Here is a 19,166-nt window from a genome sequence, read left to right as displayed (position 1 = left end):
TGCTTTGTCCCCCTCTTAGAATCGTCGGGTATTCGTTTAGATTTCAACATTCTGAGCGGCCCGCCGTCTGCCTGCCCGGCGCCACGCCTTCCTTACCCTTTCCGCCTCCGCTTCCCATGCCCCTCGCCGCGCCCGATTACGCGTTTGCCACGCCTTTCCAGCATCCGCCCGCCTCGCCGATCCGCTCGCTCATGCCCTATGCCATGCGGCCGGGCACCATTTCGCTGGCGGGAGGCTACCCGGCCCAGGAACTGTTCGACGTCGAGGGGCTGGCGGCCGCCGCGCGCCAGGTGCTCGAGCGCCTGGGCGCCTGCCTGCAGTATTCGAACATCGACGGGCAGGCCAGCCTGCGGCACGAGCTGGCGCGCCTGAGCGCCGGACGCGGCCTGCACTGCGACGCCGACACCGAGCTGGCGGTCACGGGCGGGTCGCAGCAGGCGCTGGCGCTGCTGGCCCGGGTGATGCTGCAGCCGGGCGACGCCGCCGTCATCGAGACGCCGGCCTTTCCCAATTCGGTGCAGGCGTTGCGCTACACCGGCGCCACGGTGCATACGGTGCCGTCCGGGCCGAGCGGCATCGATCTCGATGCGCTCGATGCGCTGGCCGCGCGGGTGCGTCCCAAGATGGTCTGCGTGGTGGCCTCGTTCTCCAATCCATGCGGGGCCACGATCAGCCGCGAACGCCGCCTCAGGCTGCTGGAGCTGGCGGTCAGGCATCGGTTCCTGATCGTCGAGGACGACCCTTATGGCGAACTGCGCTTTGCCGGCGAGACGGTCCCGCCCATCGCGGCCCTGGCCGAGGGGCAGGCGCGCCATTGGGCCGTGTATATCTCCAGCATGTCCAAGACCATGGCGCCGGCGCTGCGCATCGGCTGGGTGGTGGCGCCTGCCGAGGTGCGCCGCCGCGTGGTCGGGGCCAAGGCGGCCGACGATATGGCCTGCTCGGCCTGGACCCAGGAAATGGTGGCCCAGTACCTGGCCGACGGCCGCTATGCGCAGCATGTGCCGCGCATTCGCGCCGCCTATGGCGCGCGTTGCGACGCCATGGCCGCGGCGCTGGAGCGCGAACTGGGCGAGCGGGTCGTGTTTCGCAAGCCCGAGGGAGGCATGTTCTTCTGGGCGCGCCTGAACGGCGCGGTCGACGCGACGCGCCTGCTGCCCTACGCTATCGAACACGAAGTCGTCTATGTGCCGGGCAAGGCGTTCTACGCCGACCCGGCCCAGGCCGATCTCAATGCCTTGCGCATGTCGTTCGCCACCATGAACGAGGCGCAGATCGCGCAGGGCATCATGCGCCTGGGCCGCGCGCTGCAGGCCTGCGAGGCCAACGCGCCGGTATCGATTTCGCTGGCGGCCTGAGGCCGCGGGCATATGGTTCGAACGCCCGGTTATTTGCCGGTGCCTGCCGGGCTGGGTAATCTTGCGGGTTTGGCCGGCGCCGGGAGCGCCGCAACGCAACGGAGGGCAGGAACATGAAGATCGCACAAGGATTGGCCGCGGCCGCGCTGCTGGCCGGCATGGTGGCCGGCGCGCAGGGCGCCACGCTGGATGTGGTGAAAAAGCGCGGCACGGTGGTGTGCGGCACCACGACCGGTTTCGCCGGCTTCTCGGCGCCCGACAAGCAGGGCACCTGGCGCGGCCTGGACGTCGACCTGTGCCGCGCCGTCGCCGCGGCGGTGTTCGGCGACGCCAGCAAGATCAAGGTCGTGCCGCTGAACTCGCAGCAGCGCTTCACCGCCCTGCAATCGGGCGAAGTGGACGTGCTGACCCGCAACACGACGGTGACGCAGCAACGCGACACCGCGCTGGGCATCATCCACGCCGGCATCAATTTCTACGACGGCCAGGGCTTCATGGTGCCCAAGTCGCTCGGCGTCAAGAGCGCGAAGGAGCTCAACGGCGCCACCATCTGTCTGCAGACCGGCACGTCCAACGAGAATACGCTGGCCGACTGGGCGCGCGCCAACCAGGTCAGCTACAAGCCGGTGGTGATCGAGACCTTCAACGAAGTGGTCAATGCCTTCGCCTCGGGACGCTGCGACGTGTTCAGCACCGATGCGTCGGGCCTGGCGTCGATCCGCATCTCGCGGCTCGAGAAGCCCGATGACTACGTCGTGCTGCCGGAAATCATCTCGAAAGAGCCCCTTGGCCCCTTCGTGCGCCAGGGCGACGACGCTTGGCTCAATGTCGTGCGCTGGTCGCTGTCGGCCATGATCGAGGCCGAGGAGTATGGCGTGACCACGGCCAATGTGGACGAGCAGCTCAAGAGCGAAAACCCCAACATCCGCCGCATCCTGGGCGTGACGCCGGGCGCCGGCGCCAACCTGGGCCTGGATGAAAAGTGGGCCTACAACATCATCAAGCAGGTCGGCAACTACGGCGAGAGCTTCGAGCGCAACGTCGGCCAGGACAGCCCGCTGAAGATCCGGCGCGGCCTGAACGCGCAATGGACCCAGGGCGGCCTGATGTACGCGCTGCCGATCCGCTGACGCATCGCCCGGCGGCCCGTGGCGGGCCGCCGCCTCAGCGCTTGCGGCGATACAGCAGCGAAATCTTGGCGAACGCGACCTGCAGGTCGCGGGTGCCGCCCTGGAACACGATGGGGCGGCCGCGGCGGGTGAAGACCACCAGCCGCTTGGAAAACAGCAAGGGCACGAACTTGGCGAACTGGATGTCCTGCCAGGCGACTTCGCGCCGGGTGATCCAGGTCTGGCGCAGGCCCGATTCGTCGATGCGGGTGACCGAAATCTGCATGTGCCACGACACCAGCGCCAGGCCGAGGAAGCACAGGATGATGGTGCCGGCCAGCACGGGGTTGACCTGCCCGGGAGGCAGGCGGATGGCGGTCGTCACGATCTGCACGCCGATCACGGCCAGCACGATCCAGGCCAGGATGCGCACCCAGTCGGGCCAGGCCTGTCCGGACAGCGGCAACGGGCCGATTTCCTGCAGCAAGGCGGCGTGTTCTTCCGGGGTCGGTGCGGCGAAGAGATTGTTCATGAATGGAACGGGCGATGCGGCGAGGCCGCGTAGCATGAGGAGGGCGTATGGGCGCCCTGGCGTCGTTGCCGCGAAGCTCCGGCGCGGGGCCTGTGCGGGTGCTCCTGCGGGTCGTGCATTCTACGCGGCCTGGTCCCTGGCTCAGGCCGCGCGCTTGGCCGCCACGGCGTTGCCGGCGCGGCTGGAGCCCTTGCGCTGCAGGTGGCCTGAAATCCACTGGCCGATATCGACCACGGCGTCGAAATCGATGCCCGTTTCGATGTCCAGGCCGCGCAGCATGTATAGCACGTCCTCGGTGGCGACGTTGCCGGTCGCGCCCTTGGCGTAGGGACATCCGCCCAGGCCCGATGCCGATGCATGGAAGATGGCGATGCCGGTCTCCAGGGCCGCCAGGATATTGGCCAGCGCCTGGCCGTAGGTGTCGTGGAAATGGCCCGAGACCCGCGCCGGGTCGACCACGCGCGTGACGGCGTCCATGACTTCGCGCACCCGGCGCGGCGTGCCCACGCCTATGGTGTCGGCGACGTCGATTTCATCGCAGCCCAGCGCCAGGAAGCGCCGGGCCACGTCCACCACGGCTTCGACCGGCACCTCGCCCTGATAGGGGCAGCCCAGCGCGCAGCTGATGCTGCCGCGCACCCGCACGCCGGCCTGCCTGGCGGCGGCGGCCACCGGCTCGAAGCGCGCGATGGATTCGGCGATCGAACAGTTGATGTTCTTCTGCGAAAACGCCTCGCTGGCCGCGCCGAAAATCACGATCTCGTCGGCGCGCGCGGCCAGGGCGCCTTCCAGCCCTTTCATGTTGGGCGTCAGCACCGAATAAATCGTGCCCGGCCGGCGCGCGATGCGCGCCATCACCTCGGCGCCGTCGGCCATCTGTGGCACCCACTTGGGCGATACGAACGAGGCGGCCTCGACATTCTGGAAGCCGGCCGCGCTCAGGCGGTCGACCAGTTCCACCTTGATGTCGGTGGCGATGAACTCCTTTTCGTTCTGCAAGCCATCGCGGGGCGAGACTTCGACGATCTTGACGCGGCTGGGCTGGGACATGGCTGTTCCTGTGGATGGGGCGGCTGCCCGCGCGGGCGGCCGTGATTCGCGCTCAATGAACAATATTAGTACGTTCCGCGAGGCGGGCGCCGCCTCGCCCGCGGGGCGGCGCGGCCGCTAGCGCAGGCGCTGGAACCGGCCGCCTTCGACGCGCGCGACGCGGCCATCGAGTTCCAGCTCCAGCAACTGGGCATTCAGGGCGGCGGCGTCCATGCCGGTGCGGGCTTGCAGCGCGTCCAGGTGCAGGGGGTCGAAGCCCAGCGCATCGAGCAGGGGATGGGGCGGCGCCAAGCCGGCCGGCGGGGCGGCGCGCGTCGCCGCTGCCGGGCCCGCCCCGCCCAGTTCGTCGGCAATGTCCTGCGCGGTTTCGACCAGTTTGGCTCCCTGGCGGATCAGGGCATGGCAGCCGCGCGACAGGGGCGAGTGGATGGAGCCGGGGATGGCGAACACTTCGCGGCCGCTTTCGCCGGCCAGCCGCGCGGTGATCAGCGAGCCGCTCTGGCGTGCCGCCTCGACGACCAGGACGCCGCGCGCCAGGCCCGCCACCAGGCGGTTGCGGCGCGGGAAATGGTGGCGCTGGGCGCCCGTGCCCAGGGGCAGCTCGCTGACCAGCGCGCCGTGCTGGGCGATGCGGTGCGCCAGGTCGCGGTGCGCGGCGGGGTAGATGCGGTCGATGCCGGTGCCCATCACGGCCACGGTGCCGGCGCCCTGCGCGCCGGCCAGCAGCGCGCCTTCATGCGCCGCCGCGTCGATGCCCAGGGCCAGGCCGCTGACGATGCACCAGCCCTGGCCGGCCAGGTGGCGCGCAAAGGCGCGCGCGTTGTCCTGTCCGCCGGGGGTGGCGTTGCGCGCGCCCACCACCGCCATGGCCGGCCGGCGCAGGCAGGCGGGGTCGCCGTTGACGTACAGCAGGATCGGCGGGTCGGCGATGGTCAGCAGCTGTTGCGGATAGGCGGGGTCGGCCAGGGTCAGGATGTGGTGGCCGGGTTGCTCGGCCCATTGCAGCGATTGTTCGATCAGCGCCGCCGCCTCGTCGGACAGCGGCGCGCGCAGCTGGCGCGCGACGTCCTGCGGCACGTGGCGCGCCAGCGTGGCGCTGCCTTGGGCGTAGATCTGCTCGGGCATGCCCAGCGCGGCCAGCAGCGCATAGGCGGCGGCGGGACCGACGCCGGGTTCCTGCGACAGGCGCAGCCAGGCGGAGAGTTCGGCACGGGTGTGCGTGAGCGGCATGGCGTGGGAAAGAAATCGGACAGCCGTAGTGTCGCATGCGGGCGCGGTCCGCGCGGACGCGGGCGCGACTTTGCCGCCACGCCCGGCTGCTGCCGGGCCGCTATGGCCCGGCTTGGCCGGCCGGGCCCATGGGCAGCACGCCGCCGCAATCCTTCACCTTGCGCATGACGATGTGCGAGTGGATCTCGCGCACGCCGGCGATGCCGTTGAGCTTGTCCACCACGAAGGCCGAGAACGCCGCCAGGTCGCGCGTGCGCACCTGCAGCACATAGTTCGACGAGCCTGTCACGATGCTGGCCTGGCGCACTTCGTCCAGCCCGGCCAGGCGGGCGACGAAGGCCTCGTGCCAGCCCGCCTGGGATTGGTCCAGCGAGACGTGCACGATGGCCTCGAAGTCCAGGCCCAGGCGGCGCGGGTCCAGCACCGCCCGGTAGCCCTGGATGACGCCGCCGTCTTCCAGGGCGCGCACGCGCCGCAGGCAGGCCGACGGCGACAGCGCGACCCGGTCGGCCAGGTCCTGGTTGCTCAGGCGGCCTTCCGCCTGCAGGATGTCGAGGATGCGGTGATCGATGGCGTCCAGTTGCATGAGCAATTTTCTTTCGTGCTGTTCGAGTTGGTTCGCATATTCGTGCAAATCGGCCCCGCCGCCATGGCGATTTTGCAATCAATGGCGGGCCGCCCGCTGCTACCATATTTGATATTTCAAGTATCGGGAAGAACGCAATGACGACGCGCCAGGCTTGCCTGGAGGCCGACCGCGGCGATCCGCTGGCCGCCTTCAGGGACGAGTTCGAACTGCCTGCCGGCCTGATCTACCTGGACGGCAATTCGCTGGGCGCGCTGCCCCGGGCGGCGGCGGCGCGCGCCGCGCAGGTCATCGGCCAGGAATGGGGCCAGGGCCTGATCCGCAGCTGGAACACCGCCGGCTGGTTCGAGCTGCCGGCGCGGCTGGGCAACAAGCTGGCCGGGCTGCTCGGCGCAGGGCAGGACGAGGTCGTCATGACCGACAGCACCTCGCTGAACATTTTCAAGGCGCTGGCCGCCGCCTTGCGGCTGGCGCAACGCGCCGCGCCGCGGCGCAAGGTGATCGTGTCCGAGCGCGACAACTTCCCCACCGACCTGTACATGATCCAGGGCATGATAGACCTGCTGCGGCAGGGCTACGAACTGCGCCTGGTCGACGCCGGGCTGCCGCTGGAGCAGGCGCTGGACGACGACGTGGCCGTGGCGCTGCTCTCGCACGTGAACTACCGCACCGGCGCCATGCACGACATGGCCGCCGTCTCGCGGCAGGCGCACGCGCGCGGCGCGCTCATCATCTGGGACCTGGCGCACGCCGCCGGCGCCGTGCCGGTGGCGCTGGACGCCGATGGCGCGGACTTCGCCGTGGGCTGCACCTACAAGTACCTCAATGGCGGCCCGGGCTCGCCGGCCTTCATCTGGGTCGCGCCGCGCCATCGCGACGACTTCTGGCAGCCGCTGTCGGGCTGGTGGGGGCACCGCCAGCCGTTCGAAATGGCCGACACCTACGTGCCCGCGCAAGGCATTCGCCGCTATCTGTGCGGCACCCAGCCGATTGTCTCGCTGGCCACCGCGGAATGCGGCCTGGATATCGCCCTGCGGGCCGATATCGCGCAGGTGCGCGCCAAATCCCTGGCGCTGGGCGACCTGTTCATCGCGCTGGTGGAAAGCCGCTGCGCCGACCATCCCCTGACCCTGGCCACGCCGCGCGAGCATGCGCGGCGCGGCAGCCATGTCAGCTTCCTGCACCCGCACGGCTACGCCGTGATGCAGGCGCTGATCGCGCGCGGAGTCATCGGCGACTACCGCGAACCCGAGCTGCTGCGTTTCGGGCTTACGCCGCTGTACCTGAGCCACGCCGATATCTGGGATGCCGTCGAAATCCTCAGGGAGGTGCTGGACACCCGCGCCTGGGACCATCCCCGATACCGCGAGCGCGCCGCCGTGACCTGAAGCCGGCATATCCCCGGTTTAGGAGAAACCTATTAGAAATCAAGTCTCTAATGAATTATGATATGAGTCTGCATACATAGACTTTGGCACTTGATCCTTCATGGCTCTGCTTTCCATCCTTCGTTATCCCGACCCGCGCCTGCACAAGAAGGCCAAGCCGGTCGCGGTAGTGGACGACCGCATCCGGCAGCTGGTTCGCGACATGGCCGACACCATGTACGACGCGCCGGGCGTCGGGCTGGCGGCCACGCAGGTCGACGTGCACGAGCGCGTCGTGGTGATCGATGTCTCGGAAGAGGGCAACGACCTGCGCGTGCTGATCAACCCCGAGATCACCTGGAAGAGCGACGAACGCCAGACCTACGAGGAAGGCTGTCTGTCGGTGCCCGGCATCTACGACGAGGTCGAGCGCGCCGCGCGCATCCGCTGCAAGGCGCTGGACCAGCAAGGCCAGCCCTACGAGTTCGAGGCCGACGGCCTGCTGGCCGTGTGCGTGCAGCACGAGATCGACCATCTCGATGGCAAGGTGTTCGTCGAATACCTGTCCAACCTCAAGCAGAACCGCATCAAGACCAAGCTCAAGAAGGCCGAGCGCGAGGCCGAGCGCGCCTAGGCGGCGCGCCCGCGCTTGATGTCCGCGGCGCGCGCGCCGCGCCCTGACCCGTTTCCGACCGTCCCATGCGCCTTGTTTTCGCCGGCACTCCCGAATTCGCCCGTATCGCGCTCGATGCGCTGCTTGCCGCCGGCCACGACGTGCCGCTGGTGCTGACCCAGCCCGACCGCCCGGCCGGCCGCGGCTTGAAATTGACGCCCAGCCCGGTCAAGCAGGCGGCCCTGGCCGCCGGCATCGAGGTCGCCCAGCCCCGCAGCCTGCGGCTCGACGGCCGCTATCCGGACGAGGCGGCCGCCGCGCGCGCCCAACTGGAACGCGTGGCGCCGGATGTCATGGTGGTGGCCGCCTACGGCCTGATCCTGCCGCAATGGACGCTGGACCTGCCGCGCCTGGGCTGCCTGAACATCCACGCCAGCCTGTTGCCGCGCTGGCGCGGCGCGGCGCCCATCCAGCGCGCCATCGAGGCGGGCGACGCCGAGACGGGCGTGACCATCATGCAGATGGACGCGGGCCTGGATACCGGCGACATGCTGCTGCAGCGCGCCGTGCCCATCGGCGCGCAGCAGACCGCCGCGCAATTGCACGACGAACTGGCCCGCGTGGGCGGGCAGGCCATCGTCGACGCGCTGGCCGCGCTGGCCCAGGGCGGCTTGGCGCCGCGCCGCCAGCCCGACGCAGGCGTGACCTACGCGGCCAAGCTGGACAAGGCCGAGGCGGCGCTCGATTGCCGCCTGCCGGCCGCCGTGCTGGCGCGTCGCGTGCGCGCTTTCAACCCCGTGCCGGGGGCGACCATCCGCCTGCCCGGCCTGGACGATCCGGTCAAGGTATGGCGCGCCCAGGCGCTGGAGCAGGCCGCCGGCGGCGCGCCCGGGACCGTGCTGCGCGCCGATGCGCAAGGCATCGATATCGCTGCCGGGCAGGGCGTGCTGCGCCTGCTGGAATTGCAGAAGGCCGGCGGCAAGCGCCAGCCGGTAGACATCTTCGTGCGCGGCTGGCAGCCCTGAGGCGCCCGCCGCCGCAAGCCTGCTAGTACAGCGTCGCGCGCACGCGTTCGGGCAGTTCGCGGTCGTAGCGCTCGCCATCGAGCGTCCCGGCGCTCAGCGCGCCGAGAATCTGGCCGGCGCTGGGCAGGCTGGCGCGGTCCACCCGGGCATCGGGGTCCCACAGGGCCGACCGCACGATGGCGCGCGAACACTGGAAGAACACCGTTTCCACGCGCACGCGCAGCACGCTGCGCGGCGGCTTGCCGTCGACCGCGAAGCGCGCCAGCAGCGCCGGTTCGACGCTGATCTCTGCCTGGCCGTTCACGCGCAGCGTCTCGCCCACCCCCGGCACCAGGAACAGCAGGGCGACACGCGGATCGGCCACGATGTTGCGCAGGCTGTCGATGCGGTTGTTGCCGCGCCTGTCCGGCAGCAGCAGCGTGCGGTCGTCCTCGATGACGACGAAGCCCGGGCCGTCGCCGCGCGGCGAGGCGTCCAGCCCCTGCGGGCCGCTGGTGGCCAGCACCACGAACGGCGCCGCTTCGACGAAGGCGCGGTAATGGGGATGCAGGTAATCGACTTCCTTGGTCAGCGAGTTCGGGGCCGGCGTGCCGTAGCGGGCCTGCAGGGTGTCGAGGTCGGTGATGCGATGCGTGGGATCGGAGCTCATGGCGTCGGTGCAATGTTGGGAAAACCGGGCGCGAGCACGGCGGTCAGATCGGCCACCTGCTCGAAGACTTCGTCGGGGGCGTGGGCGCGCAGCGCGTCGACGTGGTTGTAGCCCCAGGCCACCGAGCCGGCCATCACGCCGGCCTTGCGCGCGGCGTCGATGTCGCGCATTTCGTCGCCGATCAGGATGCACCGGGTCCGTTCCACGCCGTGGCGGGCCATCAGGCGCGCCAGCTTGGCCGGCTTGCCGAACAGGTCGGCGCCGCATTCGTAGTCGTCGATCAGCGCGCCGGTCTGCGGGCCGAGCACACGGCGCACGTTGTCGAGCGAGTTCGAGCTGCACACGGCCAGCCGCAGGCCGGCCGCCTTCAGTTGCGCGAGCGCGCCCGGGACGCCGGCGAACATGCGCACCGCCGGGTCGATCTCGCGCATCAGCTGGCGCACATGGGCCATGATGGCCGGCAGCTTCCATGGCGGCACTTCCAGGAACGCCATGATCTCGCGCGTGCTGCGGTGGCGCAGCTGCGCCTTGTCGGCGGCGCTGGCCTTGCGGAATCCGTACTTGTCGGCCACCCCGTCCATGACGGACTCGAACCAGGGCAGGGTATCGGCCAGCGTGCCATCGAAATCGAACGCGGCCAGCCGGTATTTCATGCCATGCCGCCGGTGGGATCGGCGCGGCGCACGTCGCGGCGCAGCCAGTACATGATCGGCGCCAGGCTCTCGATGGGCGGCGCGCTGGCCACCACGCGCTGCGCGTCGGTCCACGGGTAGGGCAGCGCGGTCAGCCAGCCGAACACGGGGCCGGCCGTATCGGCGGGCAGCGTCAGCATCGATTCGATGGTGATGGTCAGGCGCTTGACCAGGTGCGGCTCGGCCTGGAACACCCAGTCATAGCTGCCACAGCCCACGCGGACCTCGCCGCTGGCCTTGTCCGTCATGCCCACCATCCAGTCGCACGAGAACTCGGGCAGCACGGCGTGCTCGCCCGGATGCGACAGGTAGAAGGTGTAGACGTTGTCGTAGGTCTGGCCGAACTTGCGCGACAGCGTGTCGGCGATGGCCGCCAATCCGTGCGACTCGGGCGGAAAGGCGATGGCCTGTGTACGCAGCGCCATCTTCAGCACTGCGTCGGGCGCGAAGGCGCGGGCCATGTACAGCGGCCGGTTTTCGTCCTTGGCGCGGAAGTAGTCGCGCAGCAGGCTGGCCGTGGTGCGTGGGGCAGCGGGTTGGGTCGGCATGGCGTGGGTCATCGCGGGTCAGTGTTCGCCCGGCGCGATCCACTTGGAAACCGTGGGCGCGACGTAGCTGGCGAAGTGGTCCAACAGGGCTGCCGGGTCGTGGTCGATGGCAAGCATGGCGCGATGTTGCGGGCGCATGAAGGCTTCATCCACCGTGTGATTCAGGAACTGACCCAGCAGGTCGTAATAGCCGGCGATGTTGAGCAGGCCGCATGGCTTCTGGTGCATGCCCAACTGCGCCCAGGTCCAGATTTCGAAAATCTCTTCCAGCGTGCCGGCGCCGCCGGGCAGGGCGACGAAACCGTCGGCTTTCTGCGCCATCAGCGTCTTGCGCTCGTGCATCGACTGCACCACATGCAGCTCGGTCAGGCCGCGGTGCGCCAGCTCCTTTTTCATCAGCGCCTCGGGAATGATGCCGATGACCCGGCCGCCTTCGGCCATCACGGTATCGGCCACCGCGCCCATGATGCCGACGCTGGCTCCGCCATACACCAGTCCCAGGCCGCGCTTGACCAGCTCGCGTGCGAAGCCTTGCGCCTGCTCGATGTACTCGGGTTGGCGGCCGCTGTTCGAGCCGCAGTACACACAGATGTTCTGAATTTTCATAACTCGTTCGAGAGTCCATGCGCTCGTTACCAGTTGCATCGCGAGCGCGGGCCAGGCCCTAGTTTACGCAAACTGGGGCGGGGGCCGTCGCGGGTGCCCACGGGCAATGTCTTGACACAGCGCGGCGCGTCCAGGTCTGTACACTGGATCGAGAGGGGCGCTTGAACATACAGCGTCGTTTTGTCTTCTGTTTTTGGGAGCCAGCGATATGGAACAGTCAGCCACCCAACCACGCGGCGCATTCGCCGTGGATGTGCAAGCCATCCGGGCCAAGGCGCGCCGCGATATCGAGTCCGGCGCCGTGACCGAGGGATACCGCGCCGACCGCGCGACCGTGCTGCGCCTGCTCAACGAGGCCCTGGCCACCGAAGTGGTCTGTTGGCTGCGCTACAAGCGCCATGCCTTCATGGCGCGCGGCTTGAGCGCCGAGCCGGTTGCCGCCGAGTTCGCCGAACATGCCGCCCAGGAGCAGGGCCACGCCGACCGCCTGGCCGAACGCATCGTGCAGCTCGGCGGCGAACCCAATTTCTCGCCGGTCGGCCTGCTCGACCGCAGCCACGCCGAATACGTGGAAGGCAAGGATCTGAAGGACATGATCAAGGAGAACCTCATCGCCGAACGCATCGCGATCGACAGCTATCGCCAGATGGTCGACTATGTCGGCGAGGCCGACCCGACCACGCGCCGGCTGCTCGAGGACATCCTCGCCATGGAAGAGGAGCACGCCGACGACCTGTCGGACCTTCTGTGATCCCGCCATGAAGGCGGTGCCGTGTTGATTCGGTGCCTGTCCCGGCGGGGACAGGCACCTGTGCTTTCGATCAGGCGATCCGTTCGCCCCAGAGGTCGTACTCGTCGGAGTCGGTGACGCGCACGCGCACCATGTCGCCGGCCTTCAGCGGCTGCTCGCTGTCGACGTAGACACAGCCGTCGATCTCCGGCGCGTCGGCGCTGGAGCGGCCGACCGCGCCTTCCTCGTCCACGCTGTCGATCAGCACGTCGATCTCCCGGCCCACCCGCGTGCTCAGGCGCGCGGTCGAGATGGCCTGCTGGTGTTCCATGAAGCGCTCCCAGCGCTCCTGCTTGACTTCGTCCGGCACGGGGTTGTCCAGCGCATTGGCCGGCGCGCCTTCGACCGGCGAGTACTGGAAACAGCCGACGCGGTCGAGCTGGGCTTCGCTCATCCAGTCCAGCAGGTACTGGAAGTCTTCCTCGGTCTCGCCCGGAAAGCCCACGATGAACGTCGAGCGCAGCGTCAGGTCGGGGCACTCCTCGCGCCAGCGCTTGATGCGCGCCAGCGTCTTGTCCTCGAACGCCGGGCGCTTCATGGCGCGCAGGATGCGCGGGCTGGCATGCTGGAACGGGATGTCCAGATAGGGCAGCACCTTGCCGTCGGCCATCAGGCCGATCACTTCGTCCACGTGCGGATACGGATAGACGTAATGCAGGCGGGTCCACACGCCCAGCTCGGACAGCGCGGCGCACAGCTCGGTCATGCGCGTCTTGACCGGCCGGCCATTCCAGAAGCCGCTGCGGTATTTGATGTCCACGCCATAGGCGCTGGTGTCCTGCGAGATGACCAGCAGTTCCTTGACGCCGGCCCGGACCAGCCGCTCGGCCTCGCTGAGCACGTCGCCCACCGGCCGGCTCACCAGGTCGCCGCGCATGGAGGGGATGATGCAGAAGCTGCAGCGATGGTTGCAGCCTTCGGAAATCTTCAGGTAGGCATAATGGCGCGGCGTCAGCTTGACGCCTTGCGGCGGGACCAGGTCCAGGTACGGGTTGTGGTCCTGGCGGGGCGGCGCCACGCCGTGCACCGCGCGCACCACTTCCTCGTACTGCTGCGGTCCGGTCACGGCCAGCACGCTGGGGTGCACCTGCCGGATGACGGATTCTTCCACGCCCATGCAGCCGGTCACGATGACCTTGCCGTTCTCGGCGATGGCCTCGCCGATCGCTTCGAGCGATTCGGCCTTGGCGCTGTCGATGAAGCCACAGGTGTTGACCACGACGACATCGGCGTCGTTGTATTCGGGCGTGACCTCGTAGCCCTCGGTGCGAAGCTGGGTCAGGATGCGTTCGGAATCGACCAGGGCCTTGGGACAGCCGAGGCTGACGAAGCCGACTTTGGGGGAAGACATGGGAAAACCTCGATGGGCGCGACCGCGCCACGGTCGAAAACCGTCGATTTTACCGTGGCGCGGCGCGGTCGCGGCGGTCGCGGCCCGGGACGGGCCGCGACGATGCTCAAGCCGGAGGCTGGGCGTAGAACTTTCCGCCGTGGGCCCAGTCGGTCGGCGGGATTTCGATGAAGATGACATCCACGCTCTCGACCGGACACTTGAGGATTTCCACCGTCAGGCGCGTGACTTCCTGCATATAGCGGGTTTTCTGTTCGGCGCTGCGGCCGGGGGAGAGTTCGACGCGTACGGTGGGCATGTTCGGGATCCATGTAGGGTGGCCGGGCAGGGGCGTCCGGTCGCCATGTTCGTATACGATTATATAAAATAATATACATTCATGGTATCGTGCCGGCCTAGGGATTTCACCAGCAGCGCGGATATTCGTATACGATATAAGATTCACGTATACGTATGACAACGCATACGGATAGCGGGCGCCGCGCGTTGCGCAAGGCGCCTCGCATGGACCACTCGGGCATCATGGCTGACAGCAAGACGAAACACGGATGGACCGCCCGGCGCAGCGCGCCGCGGCAAACCCGCGCGTGCGGCGCGCCGGCGAGGGCGCGGGCGCGATGAATCCCGACCGACTGCTGGGCGAACCCTTGCGGTTGCCCGATTCGCTGTGGGCGGCCACCGCGCCGGCGGCGCCGGCGCTCTCGTCCCTGGACGGGCGCCATGCCGCCGACGTGCTGATCATCGGCGCCGGGTTCACCGGCCTGTCGGCGGCCATACGCCTGTGCCGCGAAGGCCGGCGGGTGATCGTGCTGGACGCGGCCGAGCCCGGCTGGGGGGCATCGGGGCGCAACAACGGACAGGTGATCGCCGGCCTGAAGCAGGACCCCGAGGTGATCGAGACGCTCTACCCGGGCGAGGCCGGCCGCCGGCTGGTGCGCTTCGGCAGCGAGGCGCCGGGCGTCGTATTCAGGCTGATCGACGAATTCGGTATCGATTGCGCCGCCGGCAACAAGGGCTGGATCCAGCCTGCGTTCACCCGCAGCGGGCTGCGCGCCGTCGAGCGCCGCTGCCAGGCCTGGGGCGAACGTGGCGTGGCCACGCGCATGCTGCAGGCGGACGAACTGGCGCGTCTGCTGGGCACGTCGCGCTATCGGCTGGGCTGGCTGGACCCGCGCGGCGGCCATGTGCAGCCCCTGGCCTACGCGCGCGGGCTGGCGCGCGTGGCCCTGTCGCTGGGCGCGACGATCTTCGGCGGCGCGCGTGCCGAGGAATTGCGCCGCGAAGCCGGGCAATGGCTGGCCCGCTGCCAGGCTGGCCAGGTCAGAGCGCCCAGCGTGATCGTGGCCACCGGCGGTTATGCCGATCGGCTGGTGCCGGGCCTGCGCACGTCCATCGTGCCGGTGCGCACGGCGCAGGTCGCCACGCGTGTGCTGCCCGAGGCGATGCGCCGCGAGATCCTGCCGCAGGGGCATGTGTCCAGCGATACGCGCCAGTTGCTGACGTCCTTCCGGCTGTCTCCGGATGGCCGCCTGGTCATGGGAGGCGCTGGCGCGACCGCGGGCCTGGAGCACGCGCGCATCGTGCCGTTCCTGCACCGCGCGGGCGCGGAACTGTTCGCGCATCTGGGCAAGCTGGACTGGGAGTACCACTGGAGCGGCTACTTCGCGGTCACCACCGATCACCTGCCGCATGTGCACGAGCCTGCCGCGGGCATGCATGTTTCGTTGGGTTGCAACGGCCGCGGCATTGCCATTTCGACCGCGCTGGGCATCGAGCTGGCCGAGCGGGTGCTGGGCGCGCCGGCCGAATCGCTGTCGGTGCCGGTCAGCGATCTGCGATCGGTGCGCCTGCATGCTTTCCGTCATCTGGGGGTCGCCGCCGCGACCCGCTACAAGCGGCTGCAGGACAGGCTGGCGATGTAGCCGGGGCGGCCGCGCGCCTGCGCGGCCCTCTGCGCATGACACTTCTTCAACGCAGTACCGGGGGTAATAAAAATGAAACGACATGCAAGGGAAAACAGGCGCCGCACGCTGCTGGCGGCGGCGCTGGCCGGGTGCCTGCTGGCCGGCGCGGCGGCTCATGCCGACGAGTCCGCGGACAAGCGGCCCATCCGGCTGATCGTGGGCTTTTCCGCGGGCGGCTACACCGACGTGATCGCGCGGATCCTGGCCGAGCAGCTGGGGCAGTCGCTCAATCGATCGGTCATCGTCGAGAACCGGGCCGGCGCGAACGGCGCGATCGGCGCCACCGCGGTGGCGCGCTCGGCCAAGGACGGCGCCACGGTGCTGCTGTCGCCGCCCGGCCTGATCACCAACACGCTGATCTCGCCCGAGCTCTCGTATTCCATCCAGGATTTCGCGCCGGTGGCGCGTGTGACCAGCCTGCCCAATGTGCTGGTGGTCTCGGCCAACAGCAAGTACCGTTCGCTGGCCGAGCTGCTGGACGGCGCGCGCAAGGCCGACGGCAAGCTGACCTATGGCTCGGGCGGAGTCGGGTCGAGCAACCATTTGTCCATGGAACTGTTGATGCGCCAGGCCAAGGTGCGGATGCTGCATGTGCCGTACAAGGGTAGCAGCCTGGCTGAAACCGACGTCATGGCCGGACACGTGGAGTCGATGTTCTCCGGCGCGGCGTCGGCCATTCCGCATGTCAACGGCGGCCGCTTCCATGCCCTGGCGGTGTCGGGCGACAAGCGCATCGGCGCCCTGCCCGACGTGCCCACGGTGGCCGAGGCCGGCGTGCCGGGCTATTCGCATGGCACCTGGCTGGGCTTGTTCGTCGCGGCGGGCACGCCGGCGCAGGCGGTGGCCGGGCTGAACCAGGCGGTCAACAAGGTGATGGCCGATGCGCGCGTCCAGGCCCGCATGACGGAACTGGGCGCCGATGCGTTCCAGGCCAACACGGTGGACGAGTTCACGGCTTTCGTGCAGTCCGACCTGGCCGCCCAGAAGACGTTGATCGGCAATGCCAGCCTGAGCGCGAATTGAGCGATGGACACGACGGCGGCGCCGGGCCGATGGCGGCCGGCGCCGCCGCCGGCCAGGCGGGCTGTTGTTAGAATCCCCTTCGTCATGAACCTGGTCGCCCCCATGCCCGAAACCGCTCAGAGAAAAGTTGCCGGTACAGCCACCGAGCGCGCGTATGGCGAGCTGCGCAAGCGCATTCTCGACGGCAGCCTGGCCGAGGGGGCGCCGATCCGCCAGGACGAGGTGGCGGCCGATCTGGGCATCAGCAAGATCCCGGTCCGCGAAGCCCTGGTGCGCCTGCAGTCGGAGGGCCTGGTGGTCTTCACGCCCAACGCCGGGGCGACGGTCGCGGTGCTGACCGCGGCCGATTATGTCGAGATGCTGGACCTGCGCCTGGCCATCGAGTGCCGGGCGCTGGAGCTGGCGGTGCCCAACATGGCGCCGTCCGACCTGGCGCAGGCGCGTCGCCTGCTCGACGCCTACAGCAAGCGCGAGAACGCGCCCGAGTGGAGCGAGCTGAACGCGCAGTTCCACGATTGCCTGTATGCGCCGGCCAACCGGCCGCGCCTGCTGGCCATGATCCGGTCGGTGCGCGATCACATGGGCAAGCTGATGCGGCTGCGCGTGACCGAGGCCGCCGGGCATGATCGTTCGCACCAGGAACACCTGAAGATCCTCGCGGCCTGCGAGGAAGGCAACGCCGCGCGCGCCGTGGCCCTGCTGCGCAAGCACATCGAGCACACCCAGCGCGAGGTCCAGGCGTATTTCCGCAAGGCCTAGCGCCCGGCCTGGGCCGGGCGCCGGATGCGGGTTCAGGCCTGCTTGAAATACAGGTGCGCGCCGCAGGCGTCGGCGGGGTCGACTTTCAGTTCGCCGCCGGGCTGGCGGGCAAAGCGCACGCCATTGGCTTCGAACAGGGCGGCCGTGGCGGCCGCATCCTTGACCAGCAAGGTGGCCGAGGCCAGGTAGGCGTCGCCGAGCTGCGGCTGGGCATCGCCGCGGCGTTGCGCCTCGGCCGGGCCGATCAGTTCGATGTCGGCGCCTTCGCCGAAGTCGAGCAGGATATTGGCGGCCCCGCGCGTGACGTTCCGCGCCCCGATCAGCCGGGTATAGGCGGCCGCGGCCGCGTCGAAATCGGACACCACGCCCACCAGGCGCCCGAACGCCAGCACGCCGTTGGGGTGGTCGGTCCAGCCGGGCTGGCGCAGCGTGTCGGCCGTGAGGTGCTGGCACAGATTGGCGTGCGTCAGGCCGGGATACAGGTCGTGCCCCAGCATGACCGTCTCGAAGTGCAGGTCCAGCGTGCGGTCTTCCAGCACCAGCTTGCGGTTCAGGTGGCGCGGCGGTTCGATCTCCAGTCCGGCCGCGAGACCGGCCTGGTAGCTTTCCCGGGCCGAGGCTGCATTGAACGCCACGCTGTACAGGCCTTCGCCCTTGGCGAGGAATTTGTCCACGCCCGCCAGGAACTTGTTCGGGTCGCCGATGCCGCGGATTTCGAGATAGTCGCCGGGGAACATGATGCACAGGTTCTCGGTGCCCCATTCCTGGTGTTTGCCGCTGGGCGGCACCACGAACCCCAGCTTCCTGTATTGCTGGCTGGTTTGCTCCAGGTCGTGCACGGCTACGACCGGATGATCAACTCTACCGACTCTGGCGGTCATCTCCACTCCTGTTCATGCGCGGGCGGCTGCCCGTCTGTGTGGCAAAGATTATACTATTGAATAGTATCGTATACTAATTTTGCGAATGAGCCGCGGCGCGGCGCCGGCGGCGATCCAGCGAGGAAAATCGACAATGAATGCACCGTTGCGCGTGGGTATCGTGGGATGCGGCGTGCTGGCCAATGCGATGGCCGGCCATCTGGCCCGCCAGTCGCGGCCCGTGGAGATCGTAGGCTGCCTGGTGCGCGACCCGGCGCGCGCGCGCGGCGAGCTGCCCTGCCACGCCAGTTGGGAGGCATTGCTGGCGCGACGGCCCGAGGTGGTGGTCGAATGCGCGGGCCAGGCCGCGCTGGCGCAATATGCCCAGGCCGTCCTGGCCGCAGGGGTGGACCTGGTGCCGGCGTCGGTCGGCGCCCTGGCCGATGACGCGCTGCGCGGCATGCTGCTCGACACCGCGGCAGCCGCCGGCGCGCGCATCCGCATTCCCAGCGGCGCCATGGTGGGCATCGACGGCCTGGCCGCCGCCCGGCACGTGGGCGTGGCGGAAGTCCTGTATCGGGGCACCATGCCGCCGGTGGCGTTGCAGCGCTATGTAAGCGGGCCGCTGCCGGAGCGCGGGCTGGCGTTCGCGGGCTCGGCGCGCGAGGCCGTGGCCCGGTTTCCCAAGAACGCCAACCTGACCGGCACGATCGCGCTGGCCGGCATCGGCTTTGACCGTACGCGGGTCGAGATGCTGATCGATCCCGATGCGACGGCCAACGTCCACGAACTGCTCGTGCGGGGCGAGTTCGGCGATTTCCACGCGCGCGTCAGCGGCCTGCGGATTGCCGAATCGTCGCCGTCGTCGCGCATCGTGGCCGGCAGCCTGGCCCAGGCGGCGCTGGGCTCGGGTTTTCTCGCTCTGTCCTGACGCGGCGGGCGCAGCGGGCCTCGACACCGAAGAAAAATCCCGTCCTGCTACTATCGAAGCGCAAAATTTTTCAGGATCGGGCCGCGCCAGTTCCGCGCGGCCCGCGTTGCCGTGTTCCACCAG

The 19,166-nt window shown here is 69.0% G+C and carries 21 protein-coding genes; 10 read left to right on the top strand and 11 right to left on the bottom strand.

The annotated features are described in order from the left end of the window. Nucleotides 1-116: 116 nt before the first annotated feature. Both CAL11_RS23000 and CAL11_RS22995 read left to right on the top strand, forming a co-directional pair. Nucleotides 117-1,358: a PLP-dependent aminotransferase family protein gene (locus tag CAL11_RS23000; protein ID WP_033467379.1), complete on the top strand. Its 1,242-nt coding sequence runs from the start codon at nt 117-119 to the stop codon at nt 1,356-1,358. Between the two features lie 113 nt (nt 1,359-1,471). Then, complete coding sequence (locus CAL11_RS22995) at nt 1,472-2,488, top strand: amino acid ABC transporter substrate-binding protein (RefSeq protein WP_033467382.1); 1,017 nt, start codon at nt 1,472-1,474, stop codon at nt 2,486-2,488. Between the two features lie 34 nt (nt 2,489-2,522). Here CAL11_RS22995 and CAL11_RS22990 read toward each other — a convergent pair whose 3' ends face one another. The 4 genes from CAL11_RS22990 to CAL11_RS22975 all read right to left on the bottom strand — a co-directional run bounded on the left by CAL11_RS22990 (nt 2,523) and on the right by CAL11_RS22975 (nt 5,865). Next, complete coding sequence (locus CAL11_RS22990) at nt 2,523-2,999, bottom strand: membrane protein (RefSeq protein ID WP_033467385.1); 477 nt, start codon at nt 2,997-2,999, stop codon at nt 2,523-2,525. Nucleotides 3,000-3,140: 141 nt separating this feature from the next. After that, nucleotides 3,141-4,049, bottom strand: coding sequence for a hydroxymethylglutaryl-CoA lyase (locus CAL11_RS22985; RefSeq protein ID WP_003807291.1), 909 nt, complete (start codon nt 4,047-4,049; stop codon nt 3,141-3,143). 117 nt (nt 4,050-4,166) lie between these two features. After that, entirely contained in the window at nt 4,167-5,279 is a 1,113-nt protein-coding gene (gene dprA, locus CAL11_RS22980) for a DNA-processing protein DprA (RefSeq protein WP_086094371.1), read from the bottom strand. 100 nt (nt 5,280-5,379) lie between these two features. Beyond that, nucleotides 5,380-5,865, bottom strand: coding sequence for an Lrp/AsnC family transcriptional regulator (locus CAL11_RS22975; RefSeq protein ID WP_033467391.1), 486 nt, complete (start codon nt 5,863-5,865; stop codon nt 5,380-5,382). A 137-nt stretch (nt 5,866-6,002) separates the two neighbouring features. Here CAL11_RS22975 and kynU point away from each other — a divergent pair, with 137 nt between their 5' ends. The 3 genes from kynU to fmt all read left to right on the top strand — a co-directional run bounded on the left by kynU (nt 6,003) and on the right by fmt (nt 8,870). After that, nucleotides 6,003-7,253: a kynureninase gene (gene kynU / locus CAL11_RS22970; protein ID WP_086094370.1), complete on the top strand. Its 1,251-nt coding sequence runs from the start codon at nt 6,003-6,005 to the stop codon at nt 7,251-7,253. Nucleotides 7,254-7,353: 100 nt separating this feature from the next. Next, complete coding sequence (gene def, locus CAL11_RS22965) at nt 7,354-7,866, top strand: peptide deformylase (RefSeq protein WP_068924580.1); 513 nt, start codon at nt 7,354-7,356, stop codon at nt 7,864-7,866. Between the two features lie 65 nt (nt 7,867-7,931). Further along, complete coding sequence (gene fmt, locus CAL11_RS22960) at nt 7,932-8,870, top strand: methionyl-tRNA formyltransferase (RefSeq protein WP_086094369.1); 939 nt, start codon at nt 7,932-7,934, stop codon at nt 8,868-8,870. Nucleotides 8,871-8,892: 22 nt separating this feature from the next. On the opposite strand, the gene CAL11_RS22955 is transcribed toward fmt, so the two are convergent. The 4 genes from CAL11_RS22955 to CAL11_RS22940 are packed head-to-tail and all read right to left on the bottom strand — an operon-like array spanning nt 8,893 to nt 11,365. Next, nucleotides 8,893-9,519: a pyridoxamine 5'-phosphate oxidase family protein gene (locus tag CAL11_RS22955; RefSeq protein ID WP_033467403.1), complete on the bottom strand. Its 627-nt coding sequence runs from the start codon at nt 9,517-9,519 to the stop codon at nt 8,893-8,895. Next, on the bottom strand, nt 9,516-10,172 hold the full coding sequence (locus tag CAL11_RS22950; RefSeq protein ID WP_086094368.1) for an HAD hydrolase-like protein: 657 nt from the start codon (nt 10,170-10,172) through the stop codon (nt 9,516-9,518). The genes CAL11_RS22955 and CAL11_RS22950 overlap by 4 nt, the downstream gene beginning before the upstream one ends. Then, the gene (locus CAL11_RS22945) at nt 10,169-10,771 is read right to left on the bottom strand and encodes a hypothetical protein (protein WP_033467409.1); all 603 of its coding nucleotides are present in this window, start codon (nt 10,769-10,771) and stop codon (nt 10,169-10,171) included. The genes CAL11_RS22950 and CAL11_RS22945 overlap by 4 nt, the downstream gene beginning before the upstream one ends. A 6-nt stretch (nt 10,772-10,777) precedes the next feature. Further along, nucleotides 10,778-11,365 (bottom strand): TIGR00730 family Rossman fold protein, encoded by a 588-nt coding sequence (locus CAL11_RS22940; RefSeq protein WP_033467412.1) that lies wholly within the window; start codon nt 11,363-11,365, stop codon nt 10,778-10,780. Nucleotides 11,366-11,573: 208 nt separating this feature from the next. Between CAL11_RS22940 and CAL11_RS22935 the strand changes: the two genes are divergently transcribed. Next, entirely contained in the window at nt 11,574-12,116 is a 543-nt protein-coding gene (locus CAL11_RS22935; RefSeq protein ID WP_033448365.1) for a ferritin-like domain-containing protein, read from the top strand. Between the two features lie 70 nt (nt 12,117-12,186). Here the strand turns inward: CAL11_RS22935 and rimO are convergent, their stop codons facing one another. Then, nucleotides 12,187-13,506, bottom strand: coding sequence for a 30S ribosomal protein S12 methylthiotransferase RimO (gene rimO, locus CAL11_RS22930; RefSeq protein WP_015064698.1), 1,320 nt, complete (start codon nt 13,504-13,506; stop codon nt 12,187-12,189). 106 nt (nt 13,507-13,612) lie between these two features. Then, nucleotides 13,613-13,804 (bottom strand): 4-oxalocrotonate tautomerase, encoded by a 192-nt coding sequence (locus tag CAL11_RS22925; protein ID WP_015064697.1) that lies wholly within the window; start codon nt 13,802-13,804, stop codon nt 13,613-13,615. A gap of 250 nt (nt 13,805-14,054) precedes the next feature. Between CAL11_RS22925 and CAL11_RS22920 the strand changes: the two genes are divergently transcribed. The 3 genes from CAL11_RS22920 to CAL11_RS22910 all read left to right on the top strand — a co-directional run bounded on the left by CAL11_RS22920 (nt 14,055) and on the right by CAL11_RS22910 (nt 17,252). Continuing rightward, nucleotides 14,055-15,428, top strand: coding sequence for an NAD(P)/FAD-dependent oxidoreductase (locus CAL11_RS22920; protein ID WP_086094367.1), 1,374 nt, complete (start codon nt 14,055-14,057; stop codon nt 15,426-15,428). Between the two features lie 72 nt (nt 15,429-15,500). Further along, nucleotides 15,501-16,493, top strand: a complete 993-nt coding sequence (locus CAL11_RS22915; protein WP_086094366.1) for a tripartite tricarboxylate transporter substrate binding protein — start codon at nt 15,501-15,503, stop codon at nt 16,491-16,493. 84 nt (nt 16,494-16,577) lie between these two features. Next, a complete protein-coding gene (locus CAL11_RS22910; RefSeq protein ID WP_068924586.1) occupies nt 16,578-17,252 on the top strand; it encodes a GntR family transcriptional regulator in 675 nt (224 codons plus the stop codon). Between the two features lie 32 nt (nt 17,253-17,284). Here CAL11_RS22910 and CAL11_RS22905 read toward each other — a convergent pair whose 3' ends face one another. Then, nucleotides 17,285-18,133, bottom strand: coding sequence for a VOC family protein (locus CAL11_RS22905; RefSeq protein ID WP_086094365.1), 849 nt, complete (start codon nt 18,131-18,133; stop codon nt 17,285-17,287). Between the two features lie 133 nt (nt 18,134-18,266). Here CAL11_RS22905 and CAL11_RS22900 point away from each other — a divergent pair, with 133 nt between their 5' ends. Next, nucleotides 18,267-19,043: an aspartate dehydrogenase gene (locus CAL11_RS22900; RefSeq protein WP_086094364.1), complete on the top strand. Its 777-nt coding sequence runs from the start codon at nt 18,267-18,269 to the stop codon at nt 19,041-19,043. Nucleotides 19,044-19,166 lie beyond the last annotated feature (123 nt).

This window comes from Bordetella genomosp. 6 (assembly GCF_002119705.1).
In the GTDB taxonomy this organism is placed as follows: domain Bacteria; phylum Pseudomonadota; class Gammaproteobacteria; order Burkholderiales; family Burkholderiaceae_B; genus Bordetella; species Bordetella bronchiseptica_F.
The sequence above is the reverse complement of the archived record's forward strand: the minus strand, read 5'-3'. Positions and strand labels throughout refer to the sequence as shown.